Genomic DNA, 26,559 nt, shown 5'->3' with positions numbered 1-26,559 from the left:
CGAGGCGCCTGGGCGGCCCGGCGTCCCGCACCGGGAGTTCCGGCCGGACCTCAGGTCGACGATCCCCGGACGGTGGTGCGAAACCGTGCGTCCATCACTCCGGGCCGCCCAACACCGCCCCCAGCCACCCCAGTTGACGCCGCACTTGCACCGCGTCGCCCCCCTCGTGCCCGTTGAACGGATACGCGTGGATCTCCTTGCGCGGCTCGGCGCCGGTCAGCTCGGCATAGCGGTTGAACGCGGCGTACGCCCCGCTCGGTGGGCACACCGTGTCCCGCAGCCCCACGCCGAAGTGGGCCGGAGCCTGGGCGCGACGGGCGAAGGAGACGCCCTCGACGTAGGACAGCGTGCGGTAGGCGTCGTGCTCGGCGCCCCGGTGGACGGCGAGGTAGGACGCGACCTCGCCGTAGGGTCCCGCGTCCGTGAGGTCGAGCGCGCGGCGGATGCCGCACAGCAGCGGGGCGGTGACGAGCAGCGCCGCCAGGTCCGGGACCAGTCCCGCGACGGCGAGGGCCAGTCCGCCGCCCTGGCTGTTGCCGACGGCGACGGTCCGCGCGGGGTCGACGCCGGGCAGTTCCCGCACCGCCGTGACGGCGCGGACCGCGTCCGTGATCAGACGGCGGTAGTGGTAGTCCTCGGGTGAGAGCAGGCCGCGTACCGCCGGGCCGGGCCCGCCCGGTGCGGTGGCGTGCGGATCGGGCGTGTCACCGCCGCATCCGTACTGGTCGCCCTGGCCGCGGTTGTCCATGAGCAGGTGCGCGTACCCGGCGTTGACCCAGGTGAGGCGTTCGTGGGGGAGACCCCGGCCGCGCCCGTAACCGGCGAACTCCACGACGGCGGGCAGGGGTTCGTCCACCCCGGCGGGTCTGCTGAACCAGGCGCGCACCGGGTCGCCCGCGAAACCGCGGAACGTCACGTCCCAGGTCCGGATCAGCCGGAGCCCCGTCTCCACCGGCCGTACCGACACCACCGGGTCCGCCCGGCCGGCCTCCTTGAGGGTGCGCAGCCAGAACGCGTCGAAGTCGGCGGGCTCCCCGATGTCCGGGCGGTGGCGCTCCAGTTCCGTCAGCGGCAGGTCGAACGCGGGCACGGCGGCACCTCGCAGGAGTCGGTGGTCATCCAGAAAGTTGCGATGGACCACTGCGGCAGATCCCTGGGGTCTACCCAGCTTCGACGCGATTCCAACGCGGCACAGACGCCCCAGCCGACTGCCGCTGCACCCATTGACAGCGCTTTCTGCTGCCCTTAAGTTGCCGCGAAGTTACCGGTAAGAGCTCGAAAGTTTCGGTTCCGCGTCCCATGCCCACGGGAGGCCCGAGCAATGAGCACGTCCACCCCATCGGCCCCGCCGGGCACCGAGGATCCGCCTCCGGCCAGAGCCGCACCCCGACGCGGCAGGCGGGACCCCGCCCGGACCGGCTGGCGGCGGGCGCTGCGCCGCGACTGGCAGTTGTACTCGCTGGCGGTCCTGCCGCTGCTGTTCTTCCTGGTCTTCCGCTACCTGCCGATGATCGGCAACGTCATCGCCTTCCGGCGTTTCGAACCGGGCGGGTCGATCTTCGGCGAGGAGTGGGTGGGGCTGCGCTATGTGCAGATGTTCCTCAACGACCCCACCTTCTGGCAGGTGTTCCGCAACACCCTGTGGATCGGCGGGCTCACGCTGCTGTTCTGCTTCCCGGTCCCGATCGTGCTGGCGCTGCTGCTCAACGAGGTGCGCCGGCGCTCCCTGAAGCGGTTCGTGCAGTCGGTGTCCTACCTTCCGCACTTCCTGTCGATCGTGATCGTCGCGGGCATCACGATGCAGATGCTGGCCAGTGACGGCCCGGTCAACCACCTGCTCGGCTGGTTCGGCCACGACCCGATCCGCTTCATCCAGGAGCCGGAGTGGTTCCGCACGATCTACGTCGGCTCGGAGATCTGGCAGACCGCCGGCTGGGGCACGATCCTCTACCTCGCCGCGCTCACCACGATCGACGAGGACCTGTACGAGGCCGTGCGCATCGACGGCGCCAACCGCTGGCAGCAGATCTGGCACGTCACCCTGCCCGGCATCCGGCCCACCATGGTCACGCTGCTGATCCTCAACATCGGCACGTTCATGGCGGTCGGCTTCGAGAAGGTCCTGCTGCTGTACAACCCGCTGACGTACCCGACCGCCGACGTGATCTCGACGTACGTCTACCGGTCCGGCGTGGAGTCCAACAGCTTCAGCTACGCCGCCGCCATCGGACTGTTCGAGGCGATCATCGGCCTGGTCCTCATCACGTCCGCCAACCAGCTCTCGCGCCGCACAGTGGGGACGAGCCTGTGGTGAAGCCGAGTCGTTCCTACCGGGTCTTCCAGGGCGTCAACGGGGTGGTGCTCACCCTCGTCGTGCTGGTGACCCTGTACCCCTTCGTCAACATCATCGCCCGGTCCTTCAGCGGGGAGCGGCAGATCCGGGCCGGAGAGGTGACCCTGCTGCCCAAGGGGTTCAACCCCACCACGTACGAGATCGTGTTCCAGGACTCGATGTTCTGGCGGAACTACGGCAACACGGTGCTCTACACGGTCGTGGCGACGGCCGTGGCCATGGTGCTCACGACGTGTTACGCCTACGTGCTGTCGAAGAAGCACCTCAAGGGCCGTGGCCTGCTCGTCGGCATCGCCGTGTTCACCATGTTCTTCACCGGCGGCCTCATCCCCAACTACGTCCTGGTCACCAACCTCGGACTGAAGAACACCCTCTGGGCCATCGCCCTCCCGAACGCCATCAGCGTCTTCAACCTGCTGGTGATGAAGGCCTTCTTCGAGAGCCTGCCGGGCGAACTGGAGGAGGCGGCGCAGATCGACGGGCTGAGCACCTACGGCATCCTGCTGCGGATCGTGCTGCCGCTGTCGAAGGCGGTCGTCGCCACGATGGTGCTGTTCTACTCGGTGTCCTTCTGGAACTCGTGGTTCAGCGCCTTCCTCTACCTGGACAGTTCCGAGCTGATGCCGGTCACCGTCTACCTGCGCAACCTCATCTCCGGCGCCACCACGGGCGGCAACGCCGGTGCCGCCGACGCACAGCTCAGCCAGGTCGGGGCCAACATCCAGGCGGTCACCATCGTGCTGACCTCGCTGCCCATTCTCTGCGTGTACCCGTTCGTCCAGCGCTACTTCGTCTCGGGCGTGATGCTCGGCGCGGTCAAGGGTTAACAAGGGAGTTCCCATGTCATCCGTGAAGAACGCAGGACAGCTGTCGCGGCGCCAGATCCTCGCCGCCGCAGGTTTCATCGGCCTCGCTACCCTCACCGGCTGTGGCAGCGGTGACGACGGCGGGGACTCCAAGGACCTGTCGAAGAAGAGAGACGGCGCGATGAAGGAGTACCGGGCCGGGCAGCGGTTCAAGGCGACAAAGCCGCTGTCCTTCTCCGTGCTGCACAACAACAACCCGGTCTATCCGATGAAGAACGGCTGGCTGTTCTGGAAGGAACTGGCCAAGCGCACCGGCATCACCCTGGAGCCCGTGGCCGTCCCCCTGGTCGACTACGAGAAGAAGAGAAGCGTCCTGATCGGCTCGGGCGACGCCCCGTTCCTGATCCCCAAGACGTACCACCCCTCGGAGGTCGCGTTCGTGTCGTCGGGCGCGGTCCTCCCGGTCAGCGACTACGTGCACCTGATGCCCAACTTCCGGGACAAGGTCAGGAAGTGGAAGCTGGAGCCGGAGCTCGACTCCATCCGTCAGTCCGACGGCAAGTTCTACCTGCTGCCCGGCCTGCACGAACGGGTCAGGTCCGGCTACTCGATGGCGCTGCGCACCGATGTTCTCGACCGGCTCGGGCTGAGCAGGCCCGGCACCTGGGACGAGGTGCACGAGGTCTTCAAGGCGATCAAGGAGGAGTACCCGGACCGCTACCCCTTCTCCGACCGCTGGAGCAAGAACACGCCCTACCCGGCCGCCGCGCTCTTCAGCTACCTCGGCCAGGCGCACGGCGTCCGGGCCGGATGGACGTACGACAACATCAGCTGGGACGCCAAGGCGCAGACGTTCGCTTTCACCGGAGCGACGGACGCCTTCCGGCAGATGATCGAGTACGTGCGGAAGCTGGTCGCCGAGAAGCTGGTGGACCCGGAGAGCTTCACCCAGACCGACGACGAGGCCGCACAGAAGCTGCTGGCCGAGAAGTCGTTCGCGATCAGCGCCAACCCGCAGGTACTGGTGCAGGAATACCGGTACAACCTGCAGAAGCAGGTCAAGGGCGCGAAGATCGAGATGATCCCGGTGCCGCTGGGGCCCGCCGGGCCGGTTGTGATGGGCGGCGCCCGGCTGGAGAACGGCGTCATGATCTCGAGCAAGGCGCTGAAGAGCGACAGCTTCGTCGCGATGATGCAGTTCGTGGACTGGCTCTGGTACTCGGACGAGGGCCAGCGGTTCGCCCGGTGGGGCGTCGAGGGCGTCACCTACACCCGCTCCGGTGGTCAGTACAGGATCAAGGACGGCATCAGCCTCATGGGTTCCGACCCGGACGCCCCGAAGGACCTGCAGAAGGACTACGGCTTCTACAACGGCGTCTTCGCCTACGGCGGCAGCTGGGAACTCGTCTCCTCCATGTTCGGCCCGGACGAGAAGAAGTTCCAGGACGTCATGGCCCGGCGCGAGCAGACGCCCATCGCCCCGGCCCACCCGTTGCAGTCCTTCGAGCAGGAGCAGGCCTCCCTGTGGGAGACGCCCCTCAGGGACCACGTCACCCAGAACACCCTGAAGTTCGCGCTCGGTGAGCGCCCGCTGTCCGACTGGGACGCGTACGTCACCGAGCTGAAGGCGAAGAACATGCAGCAGTTCGTCGACCTGCACAACAAGGCCTACGAGCGGTTCAAGAAGGAGAACGGGTGATCGGCCTCCGGGACGCGCCGACCGGCCGGCCGCCCGGCGCCCCGCGACATCGGGCCGGCACCGGCCGTGTCGCCCTCGCCCCGCGCTGCGGCTGCCAGGGCTCGGCCGAGCGCGCGTGCTCCGACCAGCGGTTGACCGCCGACGTCGGCCGTGTCGTCCTGCCCCTGACTCTGAGCCGCCATGAAGTCACCCTCGTCGAACCCTTCCCGGTCGTCGACGAGACCCGGCCCCGGTGGGACGAGCGGCGCCTGCCCGGCCGGGAGGCGGCATGAGCACCGCCGGCACCTCCGACTTCGGCACCGGAGCCCTCTCCCGCGCCTCCGCCCTGATCCACACCCTCCTCACCGTCGAGGCGCTGCTGCTCCTCGCCGCCTCCCCGGGCCTGGCCGGGCTGCTCCTGCTTCGTCCCGACCCCGCCAACCTCCCCCTCGCGGCCCTGTGCCTGCTGCCGCTCGGACCGGCCCTGTCCGCCGCGCTCTACGCCCTCCACCATCGCAGCCGCGACCTCACCGAGCTGCGTCCGGCCCGAGCCTTCCTGCGCGGCTGGCGGCTCAACGCCGTACCGGCGCTGAAACTGTGGGTACCGCTGCTGGCCTGGCTGACGGTCATCGCCTTCACCCTGACGCACTTCGCCGCCACCGGCCTGCCCGGCTGGTGGGCGCTGCTGCTCGCGGCGATCGGCGCCGGCTCCCTCCTCTGGGGCGCGCACGCCCTCGTCCTCACCTCGCTGTTCGCCTTCCGCGCCCGGGACACCGCCCGACTCGCCGGGTACTTCCTGTCCCGGCACGGCCGCGCCACCCTCGCCGCGGCCTCCCTGCTCGTTCTGACGGCAGCGATGACGGCCCTGCTGACCGAGGCCCTGCCCGCCCTGCTGGCCGCCCCGCTGCTGCTGTCCCTGCTGCACGGCAGCCGCACGGTGATCACCGAGACCCAGGAGGACTTCACGGCATGACCGCGCCCCGCACGCCGAAGATCCCGTACGGCGGTGACTACAACCCCGAGCAGTGGCCCGAGGACGTCTGGGACGACGACCATCGCCTGTTCACCCGGGCCGGCATCGACACCCTCACCGTCGGCGTGTTCACCTGGTCCCTCACCCAACCGGCTCCGGGCACCTACGACTTCACGGTCCTGGACCGCATCCTGGACCGGGCCGCCGCAGAAGGACGCCGGGTCTGCCTGGCCACCGGCACCGCCGCCCTCCCGCCCTGGCTCGCCAAGCGGCACCCCGAGGTCAACCGCACCGACTTCGAGGGCCGCCGCCACCGCTACGGCCAGCGCCACAACTTCTGCCCCAGCTCACCGGCGTACCGCGAGCACGCCACCGCGCTGGCCTCCCGCCTCGCCGAACGGTACGCCGACCACCCCGCCCTGCTCGCCTGGCACATCAACAACGAGTACGGCGGCGCCTGTTACTGCGAGCTGTGCGCCGAGGCGTTCCGTCAGTGGCTCCGGGACCGGCACGGCACCCTCGACGCCCTCAACGACGCCTGGTGGACCGCCTTCTGGTCGCACCGCTACACCGACTGGGACCAGATCGAGCCGCCCAGCGCCCTCACCGAGCACTGGCGCGGCCCCGACCACACCGCCTTCCAGGGCATCACCCTCGACTGGTTCCGCTTCACCACCGACGCCCTCCTCGGCTGCTTCCTGGCCGAGAAGGAGGTGATCCGCGCCCACGACCCGGACACCCCCGTCACCACCAACTTCATGGGCACCTTTCGCCCCCTCGACTACCACCGCTGGGCGCCCCACCTCGACTTCGCCTCCTGGGACAACTACCCGCCCCTGGACGCCCCGCCGACCCGGCCCGCCCTCGCCCACGACCTGATGCGCGGCCTGAAGGACGGCGCCCCCTTCTGGCTGATGGAGCAGACGCCGTCGACGACGGCCTGCCGGGACGTCAACCCGCTGCGGCGCCCCGGCGAACTCCGCCTCGCCACCTTCCAGGCCATCGCCCACGGCGCGGACGCCGCCCTCTACTTCCAGATGCGCGCCTCACGGGGCGCCTGCGAGAAGTACCACGGGGCGGTCATCGGCCACGCGGGCCGCGACGACACCCGCGTCTTCCGCGAAGTCGCCGAGCTAGGACGGGAGTTGGAGGCCCTGGGCGACCGGACCCTGGGCGCCCGCACCCCGGCCCGCACCGCCCTGCTCTTCGACTGGGACAGCTGGTGGGCCCTGGAGATCTCCGACGGCCCCTCCCGGCTGGTCAAGTACGTGGACGTGGTCCACGCCTACTACCGGGCCGCCCGCGAGGCCGGCGCCGACGTGGACGTGATCCCGCAGTCCGCCGACCTCACGCCCTACGACGTGGTGCTCGCCCCCGCCCTCCACCTGGTCAAGGGCGACCTCGCCACCCGCCTCGAAGAAGTGGCCGCACGCGGCGGCACGGTCCTGGCCACGTTCCTCTCCGGCCGCGTCGACGCACACGACCGCGCCTTCCTCACGGACGTCCCCGGCCCGCTCGCTCCGCTGATGGGCATCCGCGTGGACGAATGGGACGCCCGCCCACCGGAGTTCACCCAGCCCGTCCCCGAACTGCGGGCAGAGGCACGGCTGGTCTTCGAGATCGTGCTGCCGCGCGGCGCCGAACCGGTCGCCACCTACGGCACCGACTTCTACGCGGGCACTCCGGCCGTCACCCGCAACCCGTACGGCGACGGCGAGGGCTGGTACGTCGCCACCGCCCTCGACCAACCGGGTGTCGACGAGGTCGTCCGCCGGATCCTGGCCCGCCACGACCTGCTCGGCCCCTACGCCGGCCACCCCACGGTGGAGACGGCGACCCGGGTCGCCCCCGACGGCACCCGCCTGCTCTTCCTCCTCAACCACGCCCCCGAGCCGGCCCCTCTGACCGCCCACACCACCGCCACCGACCTCCTCACCGGCAAGCGCGTGGAGCAGGGCGACCCCCTGGTCCTCGACCCCCTGGGCGTCGCGATCCTTCAATGAAGTCCTTCAGTGGATCCGCCGCCCCCGCTCGTCCGGCACCCCCGACTTGCGGAAGAAGTAGCTGTTGATCTGGTCGCGCCACTCGCGGGCACTGCGGAGCTGCTCCTCGTACCGCTCCGCCACCCGCGCGTGGCGCGCCGGGTCGACCAGGTCCGCCAGGCCCACCCACACGCGACGGGCCTCCTCGACCTCCTCCACCCCCTCGAAGTGCGTGTCGTAGATGTGCTGGATCACGGTCGTCCCGCTCTTCAGCGGATGCCCGTACGGCACGTGGTGGAAGAACAGCAGCAGCTCGTCGGGGCAGGTGTCCGGCGACTCGTACAGCTCGGCCCACGGCTTGGCGTACTGCCCGGCGTATCCGGTCCCGGTCGCCACGCTGCGGTCGGCACCGACGCCGTCCCGGTCGGCGAAGTGGTAGGTGCCCCACGGGCTGTACTCGTACCCGTCGACGCTCGGCCCGTAGTGATGGCCCGGCTGCACCATCCATCCCACGCCGAGTGGAGCGGTGTACTTCTCGTACGTCCGCCACGAGCCGTCGAGCACCGCGTGCAGTCCGTCGGACAGGCGCTGCGGGGCCTCGGGGAAGGTGAGCCCGATCCACTCGTCGAGCACCTCACGCGGCTCGGCGTCCGGTCGCCAGGCCAGCCGCCCGAAGGTGTACAGGTTGGCCTGGGCGAGGGGGTGTCCCGTCCAGAACGGATCGTCGCCGGCGTTGGACACGCCGACCAGCCCGCCCCGCGCCCGTTCCCCCACGGACGACTCCGGTTCGTGCCGGAACCGCAGCACCTCACTCCACATCGGCCCCAGCCAGCAGACGTGCCGCTGCTGCCCGGTGTACTCCTGGGTGACCTGCAACTCCACCGCCAGCCGGGTACGCGGCATCGCGCCGATCAGCGGCGAGACCGGCTCGCGCACCTGGAAGTCCATCGGCCCGTGCTTCACCTGGAGCACCGCGTTCGGCGCGAACTCGCCGTCCAGCGGCACGAAGTGGTCGTACGCGGCCCGGGCCCGGTCCGTCGTACGGTCCCGCCAGTCCTGGCGGTGGTCGTAGACGAACGCCCGCCAGTGGACGGTGCCGCCGTACGGCCCCACCGCGGCGGCCAGCATGTTCGCCCCGTCCGCGTGACTGCGGCCGTAGGCGAACGGGCCCGGCTGCCCCTCCGAGTCGGCCTTCACCACGTACCCGCCGAAGTCGGGGATCGCCTCGTACACCCGCCCCGTCGCCTCGGCCCACCAGCCGCGCACGGCCTCGTCCAGCGGATCGGCCGTGGGCAGTCCGCCGAGCACCACCGGCGCGGCGAAGGAAACCGACAGGTGGGTGCGGATGCCGTAGGGCCGCAGCACCTCGGCGATCGCGGCCACGTCGCCGATCCGGTCGGTCAGCAGACGCGCCTCGGTCGCGTGCACGTTGACGTTGTTGACGGCGACCGCGTTGATCCCGCACGCCGCCAGCAGCCTGCCGTACGCCCGCACCCGCTCCAGGTCGCCGCGCGCCCGCCCGTCCTCCCAGAACAGCGAGCCGCCCGCGTACCCGCGCTCCACCTGGCCCATGACCGGGTGCACCGCGACGTTGTCCCAGTGGTCGAGCATGCGCAGGCCGAGCGCCGGGCGATGCGTCTCCCGCGCCCACCCACCGGCGAACGCCGCCTCGCCGAGGCGCACGACGTGGAACAGGCCGTACAGCAGCCCCCGCCCGCCGGAGGCGGTGACGACCGTCGTGCCGCCCTCACGCGCGCAGGTGAAGCCCTCTTCGCCGAGGCCCTCGCCGCCGAGGTCGAGGACCAGGTCGTACGTGCCGTCGGACACGGCATCCCGCACGACCCGGCCCCCGAACCGCCGGCAGGCCTGAGCCACCTCCCCGTGCACCGTCTCCGCCAGTGCGCCCGGTCCACGGATCAGCGTCCGCCGGCTGCCGACCGCCCGGAAGGCGGCGGGCGGCAGCCAGGCCGGGTCGACACCCTCGGGCAGGACGGGCACGGGAAGCGGCATGGAACCCCCCCAACTCGGCTGCTCAGGCGAGCAGTTCGACCTCCGCCAGCGTGCCCTCGCCGTCGAGGACCAGGCGGTACTTCTCGTACGTACCCGGTGACCTCACGCTGAACGCGCGTGTCTGTCCGTCCCAGGCGAACGACTCCCCGGAGCGCCGGTCCAGCGTCCGCCAGGTCGCGCCGTCGGAGGAGCCCTGGAGCGTCCAGCCGTCCGGTGCACGCGCCCGGTCCGCCGACGACGTCAGCGTGTACTGGACCGCCTCGGCGCGCCCGGGGACCGGCAGGTCCACGGACGTCACCGCCGCGTCCGTCGCCGACGTGTCGTCGAACAGGGCGCCCTCACCGTCGAGCACGTCCGCCCGGGGCGCCGGCACCTCGTCGTCCCGCGTGATCGACACCGGCGCCGCGTGCCTGCCCGTGCCCCACGACGACGGCCGCGGACCCATGTCGAACTCCAGCACGCCGCCCTGGGCGACCAGCGCGTGGGGCAGCGAGGTCTTCGTCCACGTCCGGCCGTTGACCTTCAGCCCCTGCACGTACACGTTCCGCGCGCTGTTCCGCGGTGCCTTCACCACCAGCTCGCGCCCGTTCTCCAGATGGACGGTCGCCTTCCGGAACAGCGGGGAGCCGATCGCGTACTCGCCGCTGCCCATCACCAGCGGGTAGAAGCCGAGCGCGGAGAACAGGTACCAGGCCGACTGCTCGCCGTTGTCCTCGTCGCCGTGGTACCCCTGGCCGATCTCGCTGCCGGTGTACAGCCGGGACAGCACCTCGCGGACCTTCTCCTGCGCCTTCCAGGGCTGCCCGGCCGCGTCGTACATGTAGATCGCGTGGTGGGCGACCTGGTTGGAGTGCCCGTACATGCCCATCCGCACGTCCCGCGCCTCGGTCATCTCGTGGATGACGCCGCCGTACGAGCCGACGAACTCGGGGGAGGCCGTCTCGGGCGTGGAGAAGTACGCGTCGAGCTTGTCGGCGAGGCCCTTCCGGCCGCCGTACAGATTGGCCAGACCCCGGCTGTCCTGCGGGGCGGTGAAGGCGTACCCCCACCCGTTGGTCTCGGTGTAGTCGTGGCCCCACACCCGCGGGTCGTACGTCGAGGACTCGACCCGCCAGTCGCCCTTGGCGTCCCGGCCCTGGAAGAAACCGGCCTTGGCGTCGAACAGGTGCACGTAGCCGCGGGCCCGGTTCAGGAAGTACTCCGACTCCTCCTTGTAGCGCCGCTCGCCGGTCTCCTCGTAGAGCTTTTGTCCCATGCGGGAGATGCCGTAGTCGTTGAGGTAGCCCTCCAGCGCCCAGGACAGGCCCTCGTGCGTCTCGGTGCTCGTGTAGCCGAGGAAGGGGGAGGTGGCCATGCCCTTGCGGCCGACGCCCGAGCTCGGCGGCACGACCGTCGCGTTCTTCACGGCCGCGTCGTACGCCGCCTTCGCGTCGAAGTCGACGCCCTTGACGTACGCGTCAGCGAACGCCACGTCGGAGGACGTGCCCGTCATGAGGTCGGCGTAGCCGGGGGAGGACCAGCGCGAGGTCCAGCCGCCGTCCTTGTACTGCTGCACGAACCCGTCGACCAGCTCACCCGCTTTGCTCGGCGTGAGGAACGAGTACGCCGGCCAGGTCGTCCGGTACGTGTCCCAGAAGCCGTTGTTGACGTACACCCTGCCGTCGACGATCTTCGCGCCGGTGTGCGTCGGGGTGTCCGGGTCCGGCATGGGGGAGAAGGGCGAGGCGTACCGGTCCTTCCCGCCGACCTTCTCGAAACCGGAGTTCGGGTACAGGTACAGCCGGTACAGGCTGGAGTACAGCGTCGTCAGCTGGTCGGGTGTCGCGCCCTCGACCTCCACCTTGCCGAGCAGCCGGTCCCACTGCCGCTGGGCGCTCCGCTTCACCGCCTCGAAGGAGGTGCCGTCCGGGATCTCCTGGCGGAGGTTGTCCCTGGCCTGGTCGACGCTGATCAGCGAGGTCGCCAGGCGCAGGGTGACGGTCCGGTCGGCGGCCTCGAAGCGGAGGTAGCCCTTGACGCCGGACGACGAGCCCTCGGTCACGGGCTGGTCGAACTCGCCGTAGACGAACAGCCGGGTCGCGCCCGTCGACAGTCCGGACTTCACATCCGAGTAGCCGGTGACGATCCCGTTCTCCCGGTCGAGCGTGAGCCCCGCCTGGTCCGTCACATTGTCGAAGAGGACACTCGCGTCGTCGCCCGGGTAGGTGAAGCGCAGGGCCGCCGCGTGGTCGGCCGGCGCCATCTCGGCCTTCAGCCCGTTCTCGAACCGCACCCCGTAGTAGTACGGCCGCGCGGTCTCGTTCTCGTGCCGGAAGGCCAGCTCCCGCGCCTCGCGGCCGGTGTCCGGGGTGCCCGGGGCGGCCGACGGCATCACCTGGAAGGTCTGCCGGTCACCCATCCAGGGACTCGGCTCGTGGCTCGCGCTGAACGCCTGGATCGTCGGCAGGTTGTCCGCGTTGTTCGCGCGTGCGTAGTCGTACAGCCAGCTCAGCGAGCCCGCGTTGGTCACCGGCGTCCAGAAGTTGAAGCCGTGCGGCACCGCCGTCGCCGGGAAGGTGTTGCCGCGTGAGAAGCCGCCGCTGGAGTGGGTGCCGCGCGTCGTCACCGCGTAGTCGGACAGATGCGCCTTCGGTCGCTCGGGGGCGACGGACTCGACGGTCACGTCGTCCAGCCAGCCCCGGAACCTCGCCGGGCCCTTCGGCGAGTCGTACGCCACCAGGATCCGGTCCACGGTCTTCCCGGCCGCCACCGACCCGATCCGCGCGGCCACGTCGTTCCACTGGTTGACGTAGAGGACCTTCGCCGCGCCCTGCCCCCGCGGGGTCAGCGGGAAGCCGTGCTGGTCCGTGGCCCCCAGGTCACTCAGGTAGGTGCCGTCGGTGAAGGCGAGGTCGACGGAGACGTTCGTCGCGTCGTGGTCGAGGTCGCCGTCCGCCATCGACGGGAAGACGCGATAGGCCAGCTGTGTGTCCCGGCCGACGGCCACGTTCACGTCGAAGACCTTGTTGTACGAGTACGCCCGTCCCTCGGAGGTGTGCCGGCCGGCGTACCGCAGGGCGCGCTTTCCGGTGAACCCGGCGCCCGCCTTGGCGGTGGGGGAGCCGCTCGGACCGCGGTCGACGAGGGAGAGCATGTCCTGGGGGACGGGCCCGTCGCTGCCGCCGGTGGAGAACTGCACGTCGGCGAGCTGGAGGAGGTCGCCGCCGTTGTTGCCCGTGACGTCGAGCCGTAAGTACCGGTACTCGGCCGGTTCCGCCACGTCGTACGTCCTGGTCTGGAACCGTTCGGAGAAGGCCTCCCCGGAGCGGGTGTCGAGCGTCTTGAAGTCCTTGCCGTCAACGGAGCCTTTCAGGGTCCAGTCCTTCGGGTCGCGCTCGTCGTGGTCGTTGGCCGACGTCAGTGCGTATCGCACCAGTTTGACCGGCTTGTCCAGGTCGAATTCCACCCAGCCGGTGGGCTCGAAGGTGAGCCATTTGGAACTCGGCTCACCGTCGACGAGGTTCTCCTTCACCTCGCCCCCGCCCGTGTTCTCGGCGCTCGCCCGGACATCGGTGACGTGGTCGGTCACATTGCCCGGTATGCCGCTGCTGTAGCCGCCGTCGACGCCCGAGGCGCGTTTGCCGCCGTCCGGGCTGGTGTCGACGGTGTTCAGCCAGTCCGGAACCGGGTCGTCCGCCTCGAAAGAGGAGGCGAACCTCAGGTCGGCCTTCCCTTGGGTTCCGGGCAGTGCGACCGCAACGCCCTGGGACCCCAGGGCCACAGCGAAAGCGGTCGCCGACACGACCGCCCTACCCCATCTGTGCCGAGCTTTCCGTTGCATCAACGGGTACCCTCCCTGCGCAGTGGACAACGTTGTCAACTTCGATGCGCAAGGACCAGTAGTTGCCCAAGTGCCAAGGGGTGTCAAGGGTGTTGCTTGTGGCATTCGGGGGTGTCGACCGGCATTTTTCCGCCGGGGGAGAGGGGGGCCGCCCGACTTTCCGCGAGGTCTCAACTCGGATAAGACCCACGGTCAACCCTGTGTTCGATCTTGATCCGCTGGCGGGAAGTGGACTATACCTGTCGCACGCTTCACACGATCCGCACGTCACCACCCGCACTTCCTGCACGACCCAGCTTGACCCGAACGCGGTGCCGGGAAGGATCCGGTTCACCGCCTGAGTCCTGGAGAAGGCGAGGACTTGAGCATGGGATCCACTTCCGCCGAGAACCACGGCGCCGAGGGTGTCGGCCGCCGTGATCTGATCAAAAGGTCCGCCGCGCTCGGGCTGATCTCCGTTCCCACGATGAGCTTCCTGTCCGCCTGCGCCAGCAGCGGCGGCGACGACAGCGGGGACAAGGCCAAGGCCGGCAAGAAGACCGCGAAGAACCCGCTCGGCGTCAACGACACCGCGGGCATGGAATTCGTCCTGTTCGACGGCGGTTTCGGCAAGGAGTACGCCGAGGATGCCGTGAAGATCTACCAGAAGAACTTCCCCAAGGTGAAGGTGAAGTTCTCCGCCACCCAGAAGATCCAGTCCACCCTCCAGCCCCGCTTCAACCAGGGCACCCCGCCGGACCTCATCGACAACTCCGGCGCCGAGCAGATGGACATGGGCGTCCTGGTCGGCAAGAACCAGCTCGCCGACCTCACCCCGCTGCTGGACGCGCCCTCCTACGACGACCCGAACAAGAAGGTCCGCGACACCCTGCGCCCCGGCATCGTCGAGATGGGCCAGTTCGACGGCGAGAAGGTCTGGATCTTCTACTACGCCTACACGGTCTACGGCGTCTGGTACTCGCAGAAGGCCCTGGACTCGCTCGACGAGCAGTACCCCGAGACCTGGGACCAGATGCTCGCGGTCTGCGAGAAGGCCAAGAAGAAGGGCATGGCGGGCTGGACATACGCGGGTAAATACCCCTACTACCTCCCCTTCTCGCTCTACCCGATGATCGGCAAGGTCGGCGGCCGCGAAGTCCTCGACGCGATCGACAACCTGGAGCCGAACGCCTGGAAGCACCCGGCCGTCAAGGCCTGCTTCGAGGCCTACTACGAGCTCTACAAGAAGGGCTACGTCCTCAAGGGCACCCCGGGCCTGGACCACATCCAGTCGCAGACCGCCTGGGCCGAGGGCAAGGCGCTGTTCATCCCGAACGGCTCCTGGGTGGAGAACGAGTCGGCGAAGGTCATCCCCAAGGACTTCGACCTGGCCGTCTCCGCGCCCACCGGCCTCGACTCCTCCGACAAGATGCCCTTCGGCACCATCTGGGCCTCCGGCGGTGAGCCCTTCATCGTCCCGGCGAAGGCGAAGAACGCCGAGGGCGGCATGGAGCAGCTGCGCATCATGCTCAGCGAGGCCTCCTCGAAGAACTTCACCAGCAAGGTGAAGTCGCTGACCGCGTACAACGGCGGCACCGACGGCATCGCCCTCACCCCCGGCCTCGAGTCGGGCGTCGCCGCGCTGGAAAAGGCCGGCGACAACGTGGTGAATCCCCGTCTCCAGGACTGGTACGTGCAGTTGCAGAAGGAGAAGATCGGTGTCTCCGGCCTCGGCGAGATGATGGCCGGCCGCCTCACCCCGGCCGAGGCCATCAAGAAGATCCAGGGCTTCGCCGACGAGGCCGCGAAGGACGACTCCATCAAGCACTACAAGCACCAGTAACGGCACCGGAATCCCAATTTCCGCAAAGGCACCGGAGTGGCGATGCAGCACGGCAAGTACCGGTTCATCGTGGGCTTCCTCGCGCTGCCCCTGGGACTGTACGCGCTCTTCGTGGTCTGGCCGTTCATCCAGTCCATCTATTACTCGTTCACGGACTGGACCGGCCTGAGCCCCGAATTCAAGATGGTCGGATTCGACAACTACAGCCGGCTGCTCGACGACGACATCTTCTGGAAGTCGTTGCAGCACAGCCTGCTGTTCGCCCTCCTGCTGCCGGTGGTGACGATCAGCCTCGCGCTGTTCTTCGCCTTCATGATCAACGTGGGCGGCAGAAAGAGAAAGAACGGACCGGTCATTTCCGGCGTCCGCGGCTCCTCCTTCTACAAAATCGTCTACTTCTTCCCGCAGGTCCTCTCGATCGCCATCGTCGCGCTGCTGTTCGCGTTCGCGTACAACCCGGACAGCGGCGCGATCAACTCGGTCCTGCGCGGCATCGGACTCGGCGACGTCCAGCCCCTGTGGCTCGGCGACCCCGACCTGGCGCTGTGGGCCGTGATGGCGGTCCTCGTCTGGTCCACGGTCGGCTTCTTCGTGGTCCTCTTCTCCGCCGGCATGGCCTCCATCCCGGGGGATCTGTACGAGGCGGCGCTGCTGGACGGCGCGAACCGCTTCACCACGTTCTTCCGCATCACCCTGCCCCTGCTCTGGGACACCGTGCAGTCGGGCTGGGTCTACATGGGCATCCTCGCCCTGGGCGCCGAGTCGTTCGCGGTCGTGCAGATCATGACGACCGGGCCGGGCGGTCCCGACTACTCGACCACCGTCATGGTCCTGTACGTGTACCAGAAGGCGTTCCGGGACGGGCAGGCCGCCTACGCCACCACCATCGGTGTCGCCCTGCTCGTCGTCACGCTGGCCTTCGCCGCCGTGGTGATGCGGCTGGGCCGTCGCGAGCGGCTGGAGTACTGATGAAGACGACACAGACCCCCGCGCCCGTGCCGGCCGAGTCCGGAGCGCCCGTCACCAAGGCGGATCTTCCTACGGCCCCACCGCCGAAGGAGAAAAAAGAGGGCACGGTCCTCAACGCCTTCTCCCACGGCATCCTCGTCCTCTGGGCGGTCATGGTGGTGATGCCCCTGCTCTGGGCGGTCATGACGTCCTTCAAGGACGACCGCTCGATCTTCTCCTCGCCCTGGTCGCTGCCGGACACGCTGCACTTCGACAACTGGTCGCGGGCGTGGACCGAGGCCAACATGAGCGACTACTTCCTCAACACGGTCCTCGTGGTCGGCGGTTCGCTCATCGGCACGCTGGTCCTCGGCTCGATGGCGGCGTACGTCCTGGCCCGCTTCGACTTCCCGGGCAACCGCTTCATCTACTACCTGTTCATCGGCGGCATGAGCTTCCCGATCATGCTGGCGCTGGTCCCGCTGTTCTACGTCGTGAACAACATGGGCCTGCTGAACACCATCCACGGCCTGATCCTGGTCTACATCGCCTACTCCCTGCCGTTCACGGTCTTCTTCCTGACGGCGTTCTTCCGCACCCTGCCGACGTCGGTGGCGGAGGCGGCCTTCGTCGACGGCGCCTCGCACAGCCGTACGTTCTTCCAGATCATGCTGCCCATGGCCAAGCCGGGCCTGATCAGCGTCGGCATCTTCAACTTCCTGGGCCAGTGGAACCAGTACATGCTGCCCACGGTCCTCAACACCGACCCCGACAAGCGCGTGCTCACCCAGGGCCTCGTCCAGCTGGCGGTCAGCCAGGGCTACAAGGGCGACTGGTCGGGCCTCTTCGCGGGCCTGGTGATGGCGATGCTGCCGGTGCTCGCCGCGTACATCATCTTCCAGCGGCAGGTGGTGCAGGGCCTCACGGCGGGGGCGCTGAAGTAACACGGCCCTCGCAGCGACTGCCGGCGGGACCGCAGCCCGGCCCTGCGAGGTGCCGCCGGCTGCTGCCCGGGCCGGGTGGGTGCGCAGCCCGGCGTTGCGGGGTGCCGCTGCGCCCACCCGTGCCGCCCCAGCGGCACGACTGCCCGCAGCTAGGGCGGCCACGGCGTCCGCAGCGCGGCGGCCTGCGGCAGCTAAGGCGAGATGCGCCCGCAGCCGCCGACGGCGAGAAGGGGACGTGTCGGGGGGTGTCCGCCCGCAGCGGTTGGCGCGTCAACGGACAGTCAGTCGGCACGCAACCCCATCGCGCCGTTCCGAGGACGGACACCCCCCGGCGCGGCCCCGACCCACCACCGGCGAGCAGGCGCTACGCGCACCCCCACCGAAGCAGCCACAGGCCGCCGCAGGCACACGTAGCCCTCCGCAACCACCCGCACACACCCAGGAATCGGCTCAACCTCTTGACGGGAGGCAACCCGAACGGCTCAGCTTAGAGTTCACTAGTTGGACATGGACGGGGTCTCATCGAAGCGGCCCCGCGCGCAGGAGGTCGTCGTGGAGACTCCGGGGTCGCAGTCGTCGCTGCACCGAGCCAACCTGGAGCGGGTCGTACGTGCCGTACGCCTGGCGGGCTCCCTCACCCAGGCCGAGATCGCCCGGACGACGGGCCTGTCCGCCGCGACGGTGTCCAACATCGTCCGGGAGTTGAAGGAAGGCGGCACCGTCGAGGTCACACCCACCTCGGCGGGCGGCCGCAGGGCCCGCAGCGTGTCGCTCAGCGGGGACGCCGGCATCGTCATAGGGGTCGACTTCGGCCACACCCACCTGCGCGTCGCGATCGGAAACCTCGCCCACCAGGTGCTCGCCGAGGAGTCCGAGCCCCTCGACGTCGACGCCTCGTCGACCCAGGGCCTGGACCGGGCGGAACAGCTGGTCACCCGCCTGATCGAAGCCACCGGCGTCGACCGTTCCAAGATCGCCGGCGTCGGCCTCGGCGTGCCCGGCCCCATCGACGTCGAGTCCGGCACCCTCGGCTCGACCGCCATCCTGCCCGGCTGGACCGGCACCAAGCCCGCCGAGGAGCTGCGGGAGCGCCTCGGCGTACCCGTCCACGTGGACAACGACGCCAACCTCGGCGCCCTCGGCGAGATGGTCTGGGGCAGCGGCCGCGGCGTGCGCGACCTGGCGTACATCAAGGTCGCCAGCGGTGTCGGCGCGGGCCTGGTGATCAACGGCAAGATCTACCGCGGCCCGGGTGGTACCGCAGGAGAAATCGGACATATTACACTCGACGAATCCGGCCCCGTCTGCCGCTGCGGAAACCGCGGCTGCCTGGAGACCTTCGCGGCCGCGCGCTACGTGCTCCCGCTTCTCCAGTCCAGCCACGGCACCGACCTGACGATGGAAGGCGTCGTACGGCTCGCGCGGGACGGAGACCCGGGCTGCCGTCGGGTGATCGCCGACGTCGGCCGCCACATCGGCAGTGGAGTCGCCAATCTCTGCAACCTGCTGAACCCGAGCCGTGTGGTCCTCGGCGGTGATCTCGCCGAGGCCGGTGAGCTGGTGCTCGGACCGATCCGGGAGTCCGTGGGCCGCTACGCCATCCCCAGCGCGGCACGCCAGCTGTCCGTTCTCCCCGGGGCACTCGGCGGCCGTGCGGAGGTGCTCGGAGCGCTCGCGCTGGCCCTCAGCGAGATGGGTGATTCAACCCTTTTGGACGGGACCGCCGTCGGGGCGCTGCAGGAAGCGACCCCTGCCTTCACTTAGAGAACGGATGGCACCGTTGCCATCTCGTTAAGGATTTACTTCTTGACGTCGCACGTGTGGCCGAGTTGACTTCCAGCCACCTCGGCCGCAATGTCGCGGCCTCGTCAGGGAGGTTTCTGAAGTGAACACGCGTATGCGTCGCGCCGCTGTTGCGATTGCCGCCGGTGCGATGGCCGTTTCGCTTGCTGCCTGTGGCAGCGCCAAGGAGTCCGGCGACAACGCCGACTCCACGGGGTCCGCCAAGAAGGGCGACGACATCAAGGTCGGTCTGCTCCTTCCGGAGAACGCGACCGCGCGCTACGAGAAGTTCGACCGGCCGCTCATCGAGAAGAAGGTCAAGGAGCTCACCGGCGGCAAGGGCGAGGTCGTCTACGCCAACGCCAAGCAGGACGCCAGCACGCAGAACCAGCAGGTCGACACGATGGTGACCAACAAGGTCGACGTGCTGATCGTGGACGCGGTGGACTCCAAGGCCATCGCCGGCTCGGTGAAGAAGGCCAAGGACGCGAACATTCCCGTCGTCGCCTACGACCGTCTGGCCGAGGGCCCGATCGACGCCTACACCTCGTTCGACAACGTCACCGTCGGCAAGACCCAGGGCGACGCCCTGCTGAAGGCCCTGGGCTCCAAGGCCAAGGACGGTCAGATCGTCATGATGAACGGGTCGTCCACCGACCCGAACGCCGCCCAGTTCAAGCAGGGCGCGCACTCCGTGCTCGACGGCAAGGTGAAGGTCGGCCGCGAGTACGACACCAAGGAGTGGAAGCCGGAGAACGCCAACGCCAACATGGAGGGCGCCATCTCCGCCCTCGGCAAGGACAAGATCATCGGCGTCTACTCCGCCAACGACGGCATGGCGGGCGGCATCATCACCGCCCTGAAGGCCGCCGGCATCGCAGACATCCCGGTCACCGGCCAGGACGCCGAACTCTCCGGCGTGCAGCGCATCGTCACCGGTGAGCAGTACATGAGCGTCTACAAGCCCTACCCCAAGGAGGCGGACGTCGCGGCCGAGATGGCCGTCGCCCTCGCCCAGGGCAAGTCGCTCGACTCGATCGCCAAGGACAAGGTCGACAGCCCGACCACCAAGGCCATCCCGTCCGTCCTGGTCCCCGTCGTCTCGCTGACCAAGGACAACATCAACGACACCGTCATCAAGGACGGCATCTACACCGTGAGCGAGATCTGCACCGGCAAGTACAAGGCCGCCTGCGACAAGATCGGTCTCCAGTAAGCAGCCGTCAGGTCCCCCCGAGAGAGGGATACGGGAGTCCGCGTCCGGACTCCCGTACCTCCCGTGACTCGCGTACGGGACCAGGCCGCCCCGAGTTCCTCCGGCGCCCCGCCACACCAGCCCCGCAAGCTCCGCGGGGCGCCGGAGTGATCACTCCTCCCACACTTCTGCACAACCTCCCGCCGGGTCAGGCGGCGAAGGAGATGGTTCACGTGTCCGCTACGCCCGTGCTGGCGTTGCGCGGGGTCTCCAAGCGGTTCGGTGCCGTACAGGCGCTCACCGACGTAGAGCTTGAGGTCCACGCCGGTGAAGTGGTCGCCCTGGTCGGCGACAACGGCGCCGGAAAGTCCACGCTGGTCAAGACGATCGCCGGCGTGCACCCCATCGATGAGGGCGTCATCGAATGGGACGGCAGGTCCGTCCAGATCAACAAGCCGCACGACGCCCAGAACCTGGGCATCGCGACCGTCTACCAGGACCTCGCGCTGTGCGACAACATCGACGTCGTCGGCAACCTCTACCTGGGCCGGGAGATCCGCAAACGCGGCATCCTGGACGAGGTGGAGATGGAGCGCCGCTCCCGCGAGCTCCTCGACACGCTGTCGATCCGCATCCCGAGCGTGCGCATCCCGATCGCCTCGCTCTCCGGCGGCCAGCGCCAGACCGTGGCCATCGCCCGGTCCATGCTCGGCGAGCCCAAGCTGGTCATCCTCGACGAGCCCACCGCCGCCCTCGGCGTCGAGCAGACCGCGCAGGTCCTCGACCTGGTCGAGCGGCTGCGCGAGCGCGGCCACGCCGTGATCCTCATCAGCCACAACATGGCCGATGTGAAGGCCGTCGCGGACAAGGTCGCCGTCCTGCGCCTCGGGCGCAACAACGGCGTCTTCGAGGTCAAGTCGACCTCGCAGGAAGAGATCATCTCCGCCATCACCGGCGCCACCGACAACGCCGTGACCCGCCGTGCGGCGCGCACGAACGGGGAGGTTTCCAAGTGAGCATCGACAAGACCTCCGCGGCTCCTGACGACCACGTCGTGGAGAACCCCGAGGCGGCCAAGGCCGCCGTCACGGTCGTCGACCCCCGGCTGCTGGTGCGCGAGCAGGGTTTCGCCGGCTACGTCACCGAGTTCAAGCGGAAGATGAAGTCCGGTGACCTGGGATCCATCCCGGTCGTCATCGGCCTGGCCATCATCTGGATCATCTTCCAGAGCCTGAACTCCAACTTCCTCACCGCGGGCAACCTGTCCGACATGTCCGTCGCCATGGTCGGCACGGGCATGATCGCCGTCGGCATCGTGTTCGTGCTGCTGCTGGGCGAGATCGACCTGTCGGTCGGCTCGGTCAGCGGTGTCGCGGGTGCGAGCTTCGCCGTGCTGAACGTCACCAACGGCATGAACGAGTGGCTCGCCTTCGTGCTGGCCATCCTCACCGGCATGGTCGCCGGCACGCTGCACGGCTTCTTCTTCGCGAAGATCGGTGTCCCGGCGTTCGCCGTCACCCTGGCCGGTCTGCTGTTCTGGAACGGCTTCATGCTCCAGATCCTGGGCGACAACGGCACGATCAACCTCGACCCGGACGGGGTCGTGGCCAAGCTGACCAGCTACTACTTCTCGGACGTGGCCGCCGCGTACGGCCTGGCCGCCGTGGTGACCGCCGGGTTCTTCCTCAGCTCCTTCCTCGGCAACCGCCGCCGGGAGGCCGCCGGGGTGCCGTCGCGGCCGCTGAGCGAGACCATCGTGCGGACGGTGCTGCTGGCCGTCCTCGCGTTCGCCGTCGCCATCGTCTTCAACCAGTACAAGGGCCTGCCGCTGGCCGTGGTGATCTTCATCGTGGTGCTGCTGGTCACGGACTTCGTGCTGCGGCGCACGGCGTACGGGCGGAAGGTGTTCGCGCTCGGCGGCAGCGTCGAGGCGTCGCGCCGGGCCGGTATCAACGTGGAGATGGTCCGGATCTCGGTGTTCGCGATCTCCGGCACGTTCGCGGCGGTCGGCGGTCTGTTCATCGCGTCGAAGATCGCCGCGGCGAACCAGGGCGCCGGTGGCGGTGACCTGCTGATGAACGCGATCGCCGCCGCGGTGATCGGCGGTACGTCGCTGTTCGGCGGCCGTGGACGGACGTGGAACGCGCTGCTCGGTGTGCTGGTGATCGTGTCGATCCAGTACGGACTCGCCCTGGAGGGCATCGCCTCTCCGGTGCAGTACATGATCACGGGTGGTGTGCTGTTGGCCACGGTCGTGATCGACGCGGTGACGCGTAAGACGCAGAAGACCGCGGGGCGGGCGTAGCGCCGAAGACCACCGCTGTGCCCGGCACCGTGAGGTGCCGGGCACAGTTGTGTCGTAGGTGGGGCACAAGTTGGGTACAGCCGAATGCGTGACGTATGACGCACGGCCTCGGCGCAGTCCTCAGGGGCGGAACATTAGACTCGACACGCCCGGCAACAGCTCGAACAGCTCTACTGCAAGGAGGCACGGGTGCCGCTGCTGACCCGAATCAGGGGACCGCGCGATCTGGACCGGCTCAGCCTGGAAGAGCTGAACCAGCTGGCGGAGGAGATCCGGACCTTCCTTGTCGAAGCGGTCTCCAAGACCGGCGGTCACCTCGGCCCCAACCTCGGCGTGGTGGAGCTCACCATCGCCCTGCACCGGGTCTTCGAATCGCCCAAGGACAAGGTGCTCTGGGACACCGGCCACCAGTCCTACGTGCACAAGCTGCTCACCGGCCGTCAGGACTTCTCGAAGCTGAAGATGAAGGGCGGCCTGTCCGGCTACCCCTCGCAGGCCGAGTCCGAGCACGACATCATCGAGAACTCGCACGCCTCGACCGTCCTCGGCTGGGCCGACGGCATCGCCAAGGCCAACGAACTCCTCGAACGCGACAGCCACGTCGTCGCGGTGATCGGTGACGGGGCGCTGACCGGCGGCATGGCCTGGGAGGCGCTGAACAACATCGCCGACGCCAAGGACCGGCCCCTCGTCATCGTCGTCAACGACAACGAGCGGTCCTACGCGCCGACCATCGGCGGTCTCGCCAACCACCTCGCGACGCTGCGGACGACGGACGGCTACGAGCGGTTCCTCGCCCGCACCAAGGAGGTGCTGGAGCGCACCCCCGTCGTCGGGCGGCCGCTCTACGACACCCTGCACGGCGCCAAGAAGGGCCTGAAGGACTTCATCGCCCCGCAGGGCATGTTCGAGGACCTCGGCCTGAAGTACGTCGGCCCGATCGACGGGCACGACCTGGAAGCCCTGGAGTCCGCCCTCGCGCGGGCCAAGCGGTTCGGCGGGCCCGTCATCGTGCACTGCCTCACCGAGAAGGGCCGCGGCTACCAGCCCGCCCTCCAGGACGAGGCCGACCGCTTCCACGCCGTCGGCAAGATCCACCCCGACACGGGCCTGCCGATCGCCTCCTCCGGCGCCGACTGGACGTCCGTGTTCGGCGAGGAGATGGTCAAGCTGGGTGAGGAGCGCGAGGACATCGTCGCCATCACCGCCGCCATGCTCCAGCCGGTGGGTCTGGAGAAGTTCGCCAAGCGCTTCCCGAAGCGGGTCTACGACGTCGGCATCGCCGAGCAGCACGGCGCGGTGTCGGCCGCGGGCCTGGCGACGGGCGGGGTGCACCCGGTCTTCGCGGTGTACGCCACCTTCCTCAACCGCGCCTTCGACCAGGTGCTGATGGACGTGGCCCTGCACAAGTGCGGGGTGACCTTCGTCCTGGACCGGGCCGGTGTCACCGGCACCGACGGGGCGTCCCACAACGGCATGTGGGACATGTCGATCCTCCAGGTCGTGCCGGGGCTGCGGCTGGCCGCGCCGCGTGACGCCGACCAGGTCCGCGCGCAGTTGCGGGAGGCCGTCGCCGTCGACGACGCGCCGACCGTGGTCCGCTTCTCCAAGGGCGCCGTCGGCCCCGCCGTTCCCGCCGTGGGACGGGTCGGCGGCATGGACGTGCTGCGCGAGCCCGGCACCGACCGGCCCGATGTCCTGCTGGTCTCCGTCGGTGCCCTCGCGCCGATGTGCCTGGAGATCGCCGGTCTGCTCGACCGGCAGGGCATCTCCACCACCGTCGTCGACCCGCGCTGGGTCAAACCCGTCGACGAGGCCATGGCCCCGCTCGCCGAGCAGCACCGCGTGGTCGTCACCGTCGAGGACAACAGCCGGGCCGGCGGTGTGGGGTCGGCGATCGCGCAGGCGCTGCGGGACGCTGGCGTCGACGTGCCGCTGCGCGACTTCGGCATTCCGCCGCGCTTCCTCGACCATGCCTCGCGTGCCGAGGTCATGGCCGAGATCGGCCTGACCGCGCCGGACATCGCCCGCCAGGTGACCGGCCTGGTCGCCAGGCTGGACGGCAGGTACGAGCGCTCCGCGGCCGACGCGGTCGACTCCGTGGAGCCCGCGCGCGACTGACACCGTCCCGGCACCGCTGAATGGGCCGGTTCCACCCCCGCCAAGGGTGGTGGAACCGGCCCATTGGCGTGAATCCATCGCTGCCGGGGCATACGGATGGTGCCCCCTCTCGATCATGTCGAGGACGACAAGCGTGGGAGGTACCCCGTGAGCAGCACCCTCTTCCGGACGAAGAAGGTCGAGCAGTCCATCCTCGACACCGAGGAGCCAGAGCACGCGCTGAAGAAGTCCTTGTCCGCGCTGGATCTGACCGTCTTCGGCGTCGGCGTGATCATCGGCACCGGCATCTTCGTCCTCACCGGAACAGTCGCCAAGAACAACGCCGGGCCCGCGACGGCCCTGGCGTTCGTCGCGGCCGGCGTCGCCTGCGCCCTGGCCGCGCTCTGTTACGCCGAGTTCGCGTCGACGGTCCCGGTCGCCGGGTCCGCCTACACGTTCGCGTACGCCTCCCTCGGTGAGCTGCCCGCCTGGATCATCGGCTGGGACCTGGTCCTGGAGTTCGCGCTCGGTACGGCGGTGGTGGCCGTCGGCTGGTCGGGCTACATCCAGTCGCTCATGAGCAACGCGGGCTGGGAGATGCCCGCGGCCCTGGGCAGCAGAGACGGTGCCGACGTCTTCGGCTTCGACATCCTCGCCGCCGCGCTCGTGCTCGTCCTCACCGGCATCCTCGTGCTCGGCATGAAGCTGTCGGCGCGGATCACGTCGATCGTCGTCGCCATCAAGGTGACGGTCGTCCTGGTCGTGATCATCGCGGGCGCGTTCCTCATCAAGGGTGCCAACTACGACCCGTTCATCCCGAAGGCGAAGACGGTGGAGGCCGGGAGCAGTCTCCAGGCGCCGCTGATCCAGCTCATGTTCGGCTGGGCGCCTTCCAACTTCGGCGTGATGGGCATCTTCACCGCCGCCTCCGTCGTGTTCTTCGCCTTCATCGGCTTCGACATCGTGGCGACGGCGGCGGAGGAGACCCGCAATCCGCAGCGTGACATGCCGCGCGGCATTCTCGGCTCGCTGCTGATCTGCACCACGCTGTACGTTCTCGTGTCGATCGTCGTCACCGGCATGCAGCACTACACCCGGCTGTCCGTGGACGCGCCGCTCGCCGACGCGTTCAAGGCCACCGGGTATCCGTGGTTCGCGGGCTTCATCAGCTTCGGCGCCGCGATCGGTCTGACGACGGTGTGCATGATCCTGTTGCTCGGTCAGACCCGGGTGTTCTTCGCGATGAGCCGTGACGGGCTGCTGCCGCGGTTCTTCTCGCACGTCCACCCGCGGTTCCGGACCCCGCACCGGCCGACCATCCTGCTCGGCGTGATCATCGCGGTCCTGGCCGGCTTCACCCCGCTGACGGAACTCGCCGCGCTGGTGAACATCGGCACGCTGTTCGCCTTCGTGGTGGTCGCCGTCGGTGTGCTCGTCCTCCGCAGGACGCGGCCCGACCTGCACCGGGCGTTCCGCACGCCGTGGGTGCCGGTCATCCCGATCCTGTCGGTGTGCGCCTCCCTGTGGCTGATGATCAACCTGCCGGCCGAGACGTGGGTGCGGTTCGGCATCTGGATGGTCGCCGGGTTCGTCGTGTACTTCCTCTACGGCCGCAGCCACAGCCGCCTCGAGAAGGGAGAGACAACGAAGCCGGAGGAGGCGCTCTAGAACGCGCGTCTCGCCGGGCTTAGCTGCGGGCAGTCGTGCCTCCCCCAGTGCCTTAAGGGCCTGGGAGGTGCCCCCAGGCGGCACGGGTGGGCGCAGCGGCACCCCGCTCCGCCGGGTTGCGCACCCACCCGGCCCTGGCTGCAAAGCGTCAGACTCTCTCCACACCCCGGTGT

At 69.1% G+C, this 26,559-nt stretch carries 18 protein-coding genes; 15 read left to right on the top strand and 3 right to left on the bottom strand.

The window, feature by feature from the left end; all coding sequences use genetic code 11:
• Positions 1-94: 94 nt before the first annotated feature.
• Positions 95-1,090, bottom strand: a complete 996-nt coding sequence (locus CCL05_RS13480; protein WP_086560734.1) for an acetylxylan esterase — start codon at positions 1,088-1,090, stop codon at positions 95-97.
• Between the two features lie 231 nt (positions 1,091-1,321).
• On the opposite strand from CCL05_RS13480, the gene CCL05_RS13475 reads away from it, so the two are divergent.
• From CCL05_RS13475 to CCL05_RS13450, 6 genes are read left to right on the top strand one after another with little or no spacing between them, the layout of a single operon-like run.
• On the top strand, positions 1,322-2,314 hold the full coding sequence (locus tag CCL05_RS13475) for an ABC transporter permease (RefSeq protein WP_086560733.1): 993 nt from the start codon (positions 1,322-1,324) through the stop codon (positions 2,312-2,314).
• Positions 2,308-3,180, top strand: a complete 873-nt coding sequence (locus tag CCL05_RS13470; RefSeq protein ID WP_086560732.1) for a carbohydrate ABC transporter permease — start codon at positions 2,308-2,310, stop codon at positions 3,178-3,180. The genes CCL05_RS13475 and CCL05_RS13470 overlap by 7 nt, the downstream gene beginning before the upstream one ends.
• 22 nt (positions 3,181-3,202) lie before the next feature.
• A complete protein-coding gene (locus CCL05_RS13465) occupies positions 3,203-4,858 on the top strand; it encodes an ABC transporter substrate-binding protein (protein WP_086560737.1) in 1,656 nt (551 codons plus the stop codon).
• Positions 4,855-5,130: a hypothetical protein gene (locus CCL05_RS13460; RefSeq protein WP_086560731.1), complete on the top strand. Its 276-nt coding sequence runs from the start codon at positions 4,855-4,857 to the stop codon at positions 5,128-5,130. Before CCL05_RS13465 ends, CCL05_RS13460 begins: the two co-directional genes overlap by 4 nt.
• The gene (locus CCL05_RS13455) at positions 5,127-5,810 is read left to right on the top strand and encodes a hypothetical protein (protein ID WP_086560730.1); all 684 of its coding nucleotides are present in this window, start codon (positions 5,127-5,129) and stop codon (positions 5,808-5,810) included. Before CCL05_RS13460 ends, CCL05_RS13455 begins: the two co-directional genes overlap by 4 nt.
• The gene (locus CCL05_RS13450) at positions 5,807-7,813 is read left to right on the top strand and encodes a beta-galactosidase (RefSeq protein ID WP_086560729.1); all 2,007 of its coding nucleotides are present in this window, start codon (positions 5,807-5,809) and stop codon (positions 7,811-7,813) included. Before CCL05_RS13455 ends, CCL05_RS13450 begins: the two co-directional genes overlap by 4 nt.
• A gap of 6 nt (positions 7,814-7,819) precedes the next feature.
• Here CCL05_RS13450 and CCL05_RS13445 read toward each other — a convergent pair whose 3' ends face one another.
• Both CCL05_RS13445 and CCL05_RS13440 read right to left on the bottom strand, forming a co-directional pair.
• Positions 7,820-9,802, bottom strand: coding sequence for an alpha-glucuronidase (locus CCL05_RS13445; protein WP_086560728.1), 1,983 nt, complete (start codon positions 9,800-9,802; stop codon positions 7,820-7,822).
• A gap of 22 nt (positions 9,803-9,824) precedes the next feature.
• Positions 9,825-13,622, bottom strand: a complete 3,798-nt coding sequence (locus CCL05_RS13440) for a GH92 family glycosyl hydrolase (RefSeq protein ID WP_208641485.1) — start codon at positions 13,620-13,622, stop codon at positions 9,825-9,827.
• Between the two features lie 367 nt (positions 13,623-13,989).
• On the opposite strand from CCL05_RS13440, the gene ngcE reads away from it, so the two are divergent.
• The 9 genes from ngcE to CCL05_RS13390 all read left to right on the top strand — a co-directional run bounded on the left by ngcE (position 13,990) and on the right by CCL05_RS13390 (position 26,386).
• Positions 13,990-15,444 (top strand): N-acetylglucosamine/diacetylchitobiose ABC transporter substrate-binding protein, encoded by a 1,455-nt coding sequence (ngcE, locus tag CCL05_RS13435; RefSeq protein WP_086560727.1) that lies wholly within the window; start codon positions 13,990-13,992, stop codon positions 15,442-15,444.
• Between the two features lie 42 nt (positions 15,445-15,486).
• Positions 15,487-16,413 (top strand): carbohydrate ABC transporter permease, encoded by a 927-nt coding sequence (locus tag CCL05_RS13430; protein WP_086560726.1) that lies wholly within the window; start codon positions 15,487-15,489, stop codon positions 16,411-16,413.
• Positions 16,413-17,336 carry a carbohydrate ABC transporter permease gene (locus tag CCL05_RS13425; protein ID WP_086560725.1) on the top strand — a complete coding sequence of 308 codons (924 nt, stop codon included), beginning with the start codon at positions 16,413-16,415 and terminating at the stop codon, positions 17,334-17,336. Before CCL05_RS13430 ends, CCL05_RS13425 begins: the two co-directional genes overlap by 1 nt.
• A gap of 552 nt (positions 17,337-17,888) precedes the next feature.
• A complete protein-coding gene (locus CCL05_RS13415; RefSeq protein ID WP_086560735.1) occupies positions 17,889-19,100 on the top strand; it encodes an ROK family transcriptional regulator in 1,212 nt (403 codons plus the stop codon).
• 133 nt (positions 19,101-19,233) lie between these two features.
• Positions 19,234-20,334 (top strand): ABC transporter substrate-binding protein, encoded by a 1,101-nt coding sequence (locus CCL05_RS13410; RefSeq protein WP_167409558.1) that lies wholly within the window; start codon positions 19,234-19,236, stop codon positions 20,332-20,334.
• Between the two features lie 203 nt (positions 20,335-20,537).
• On the top strand, positions 20,538-21,329 hold the full coding sequence (locus tag CCL05_RS13405; RefSeq protein WP_031134513.1) for an ATP-binding cassette domain-containing protein: 792 nt from the start codon (positions 20,538-20,540) through the stop codon (positions 21,327-21,329).
• A complete protein-coding gene (locus CCL05_RS13400) occupies positions 21,326-22,618 on the top strand; it encodes a sugar ABC transporter permease (protein WP_086560723.1) in 1,293 nt (430 codons plus the stop codon). The genes CCL05_RS13405 and CCL05_RS13400 overlap by 4 nt, the downstream gene beginning before the upstream one ends.
• A gap of 189 nt (positions 22,619-22,807) precedes the next feature.
• Entirely contained in the window at positions 22,808-24,739 is a 1,932-nt protein-coding gene (gene dxs / locus CCL05_RS13395; RefSeq protein ID WP_086560722.1) for a 1-deoxy-D-xylulose-5-phosphate synthase, read from the top strand.
• 147 nt (positions 24,740-24,886) lie between these two features.
• Positions 24,887-26,386, top strand: coding sequence for an amino acid permease (locus CCL05_RS13390; protein ID WP_086560721.1), 1,500 nt, complete (start codon positions 24,887-24,889; stop codon positions 26,384-26,386).
• Positions 26,387-26,559: the final 173 nt, after the last annotated feature.

It is taken from the genome of Streptomyces africanus (assembly GCF_002150735.1).
Taxonomy (GTDB): Bacteria; Actinomycetota; Actinomycetes; order Streptomycetales; family Streptomycetaceae; genus Streptomyces; species Streptomyces africanus.
The sequence above is the reverse complement of the archived record's forward strand: the minus strand, read 5'-3'. Positions and strand labels throughout refer to the sequence as shown.

Coding starts and splice junctions, on each gene's coding strand:
- CCL05_RS13405 (WP_031134513.1), top strand. CDS start 20,538: ATGGTTCACGTGTCCGCTACGCCCGTGCTGGCGTTGCGCGGGGTCTCC.
- CCL05_RS13455 (WP_086560730.1), top strand. CDS start 5,127: ATGAGCACCGCCGGCACCTCCGACTTCGGCACCGGAGCCCTCTCCCGC.
- ngcE (WP_086560727.1), top strand. CDS start 13,990: ATGGGATCCACTTCCGCCGAGAACCACGGCGCCGAGGGTGTCGGCCGC.
- CCL05_RS13425 (WP_086560725.1), top strand. CDS start 16,413: ATGAAGACGACACAGACCCCCGCGCCCGTGCCGGCCGAGTCCGGAGCG.
- CCL05_RS13440 (WP_208641485.1), bottom strand. CDS start 13,622: ATGCAACGGAAAGCTCGGCACAGATGGGGTAGGGCGGTCGTGTCGGCG.
- CCL05_RS13430 (WP_086560726.1), top strand. CDS start 15,487: ATGCAGCACGGCAAGTACCGGTTCATCGTGGGCTTCCTCGCGCTGCCC.
- CCL05_RS13450 (WP_086560729.1), top strand. CDS start 5,807: ATGACCGCGCCCCGCACGCCGAAGATCCCGTACGGCGGTGACTACAAC.
- CCL05_RS13410 (WP_167409558.1), top strand. CDS start 19,234: ATGCGTCGCGCCGCTGTTGCGATTGCCGCCGGTGCGATGGCCGTTTCG.
- CCL05_RS13445 (WP_086560728.1), bottom strand. CDS start 9,802: ATGCCGCTTCCCGTGCCCGTCCTGCCCGAGGGTGTCGACCCGGCCTGG.
- CCL05_RS13475 (WP_086560733.1), top strand. CDS start 1,322: ATGAGCACGTCCACCCCATCGGCCCCGCCGGGCACCGAGGATCCGCCT.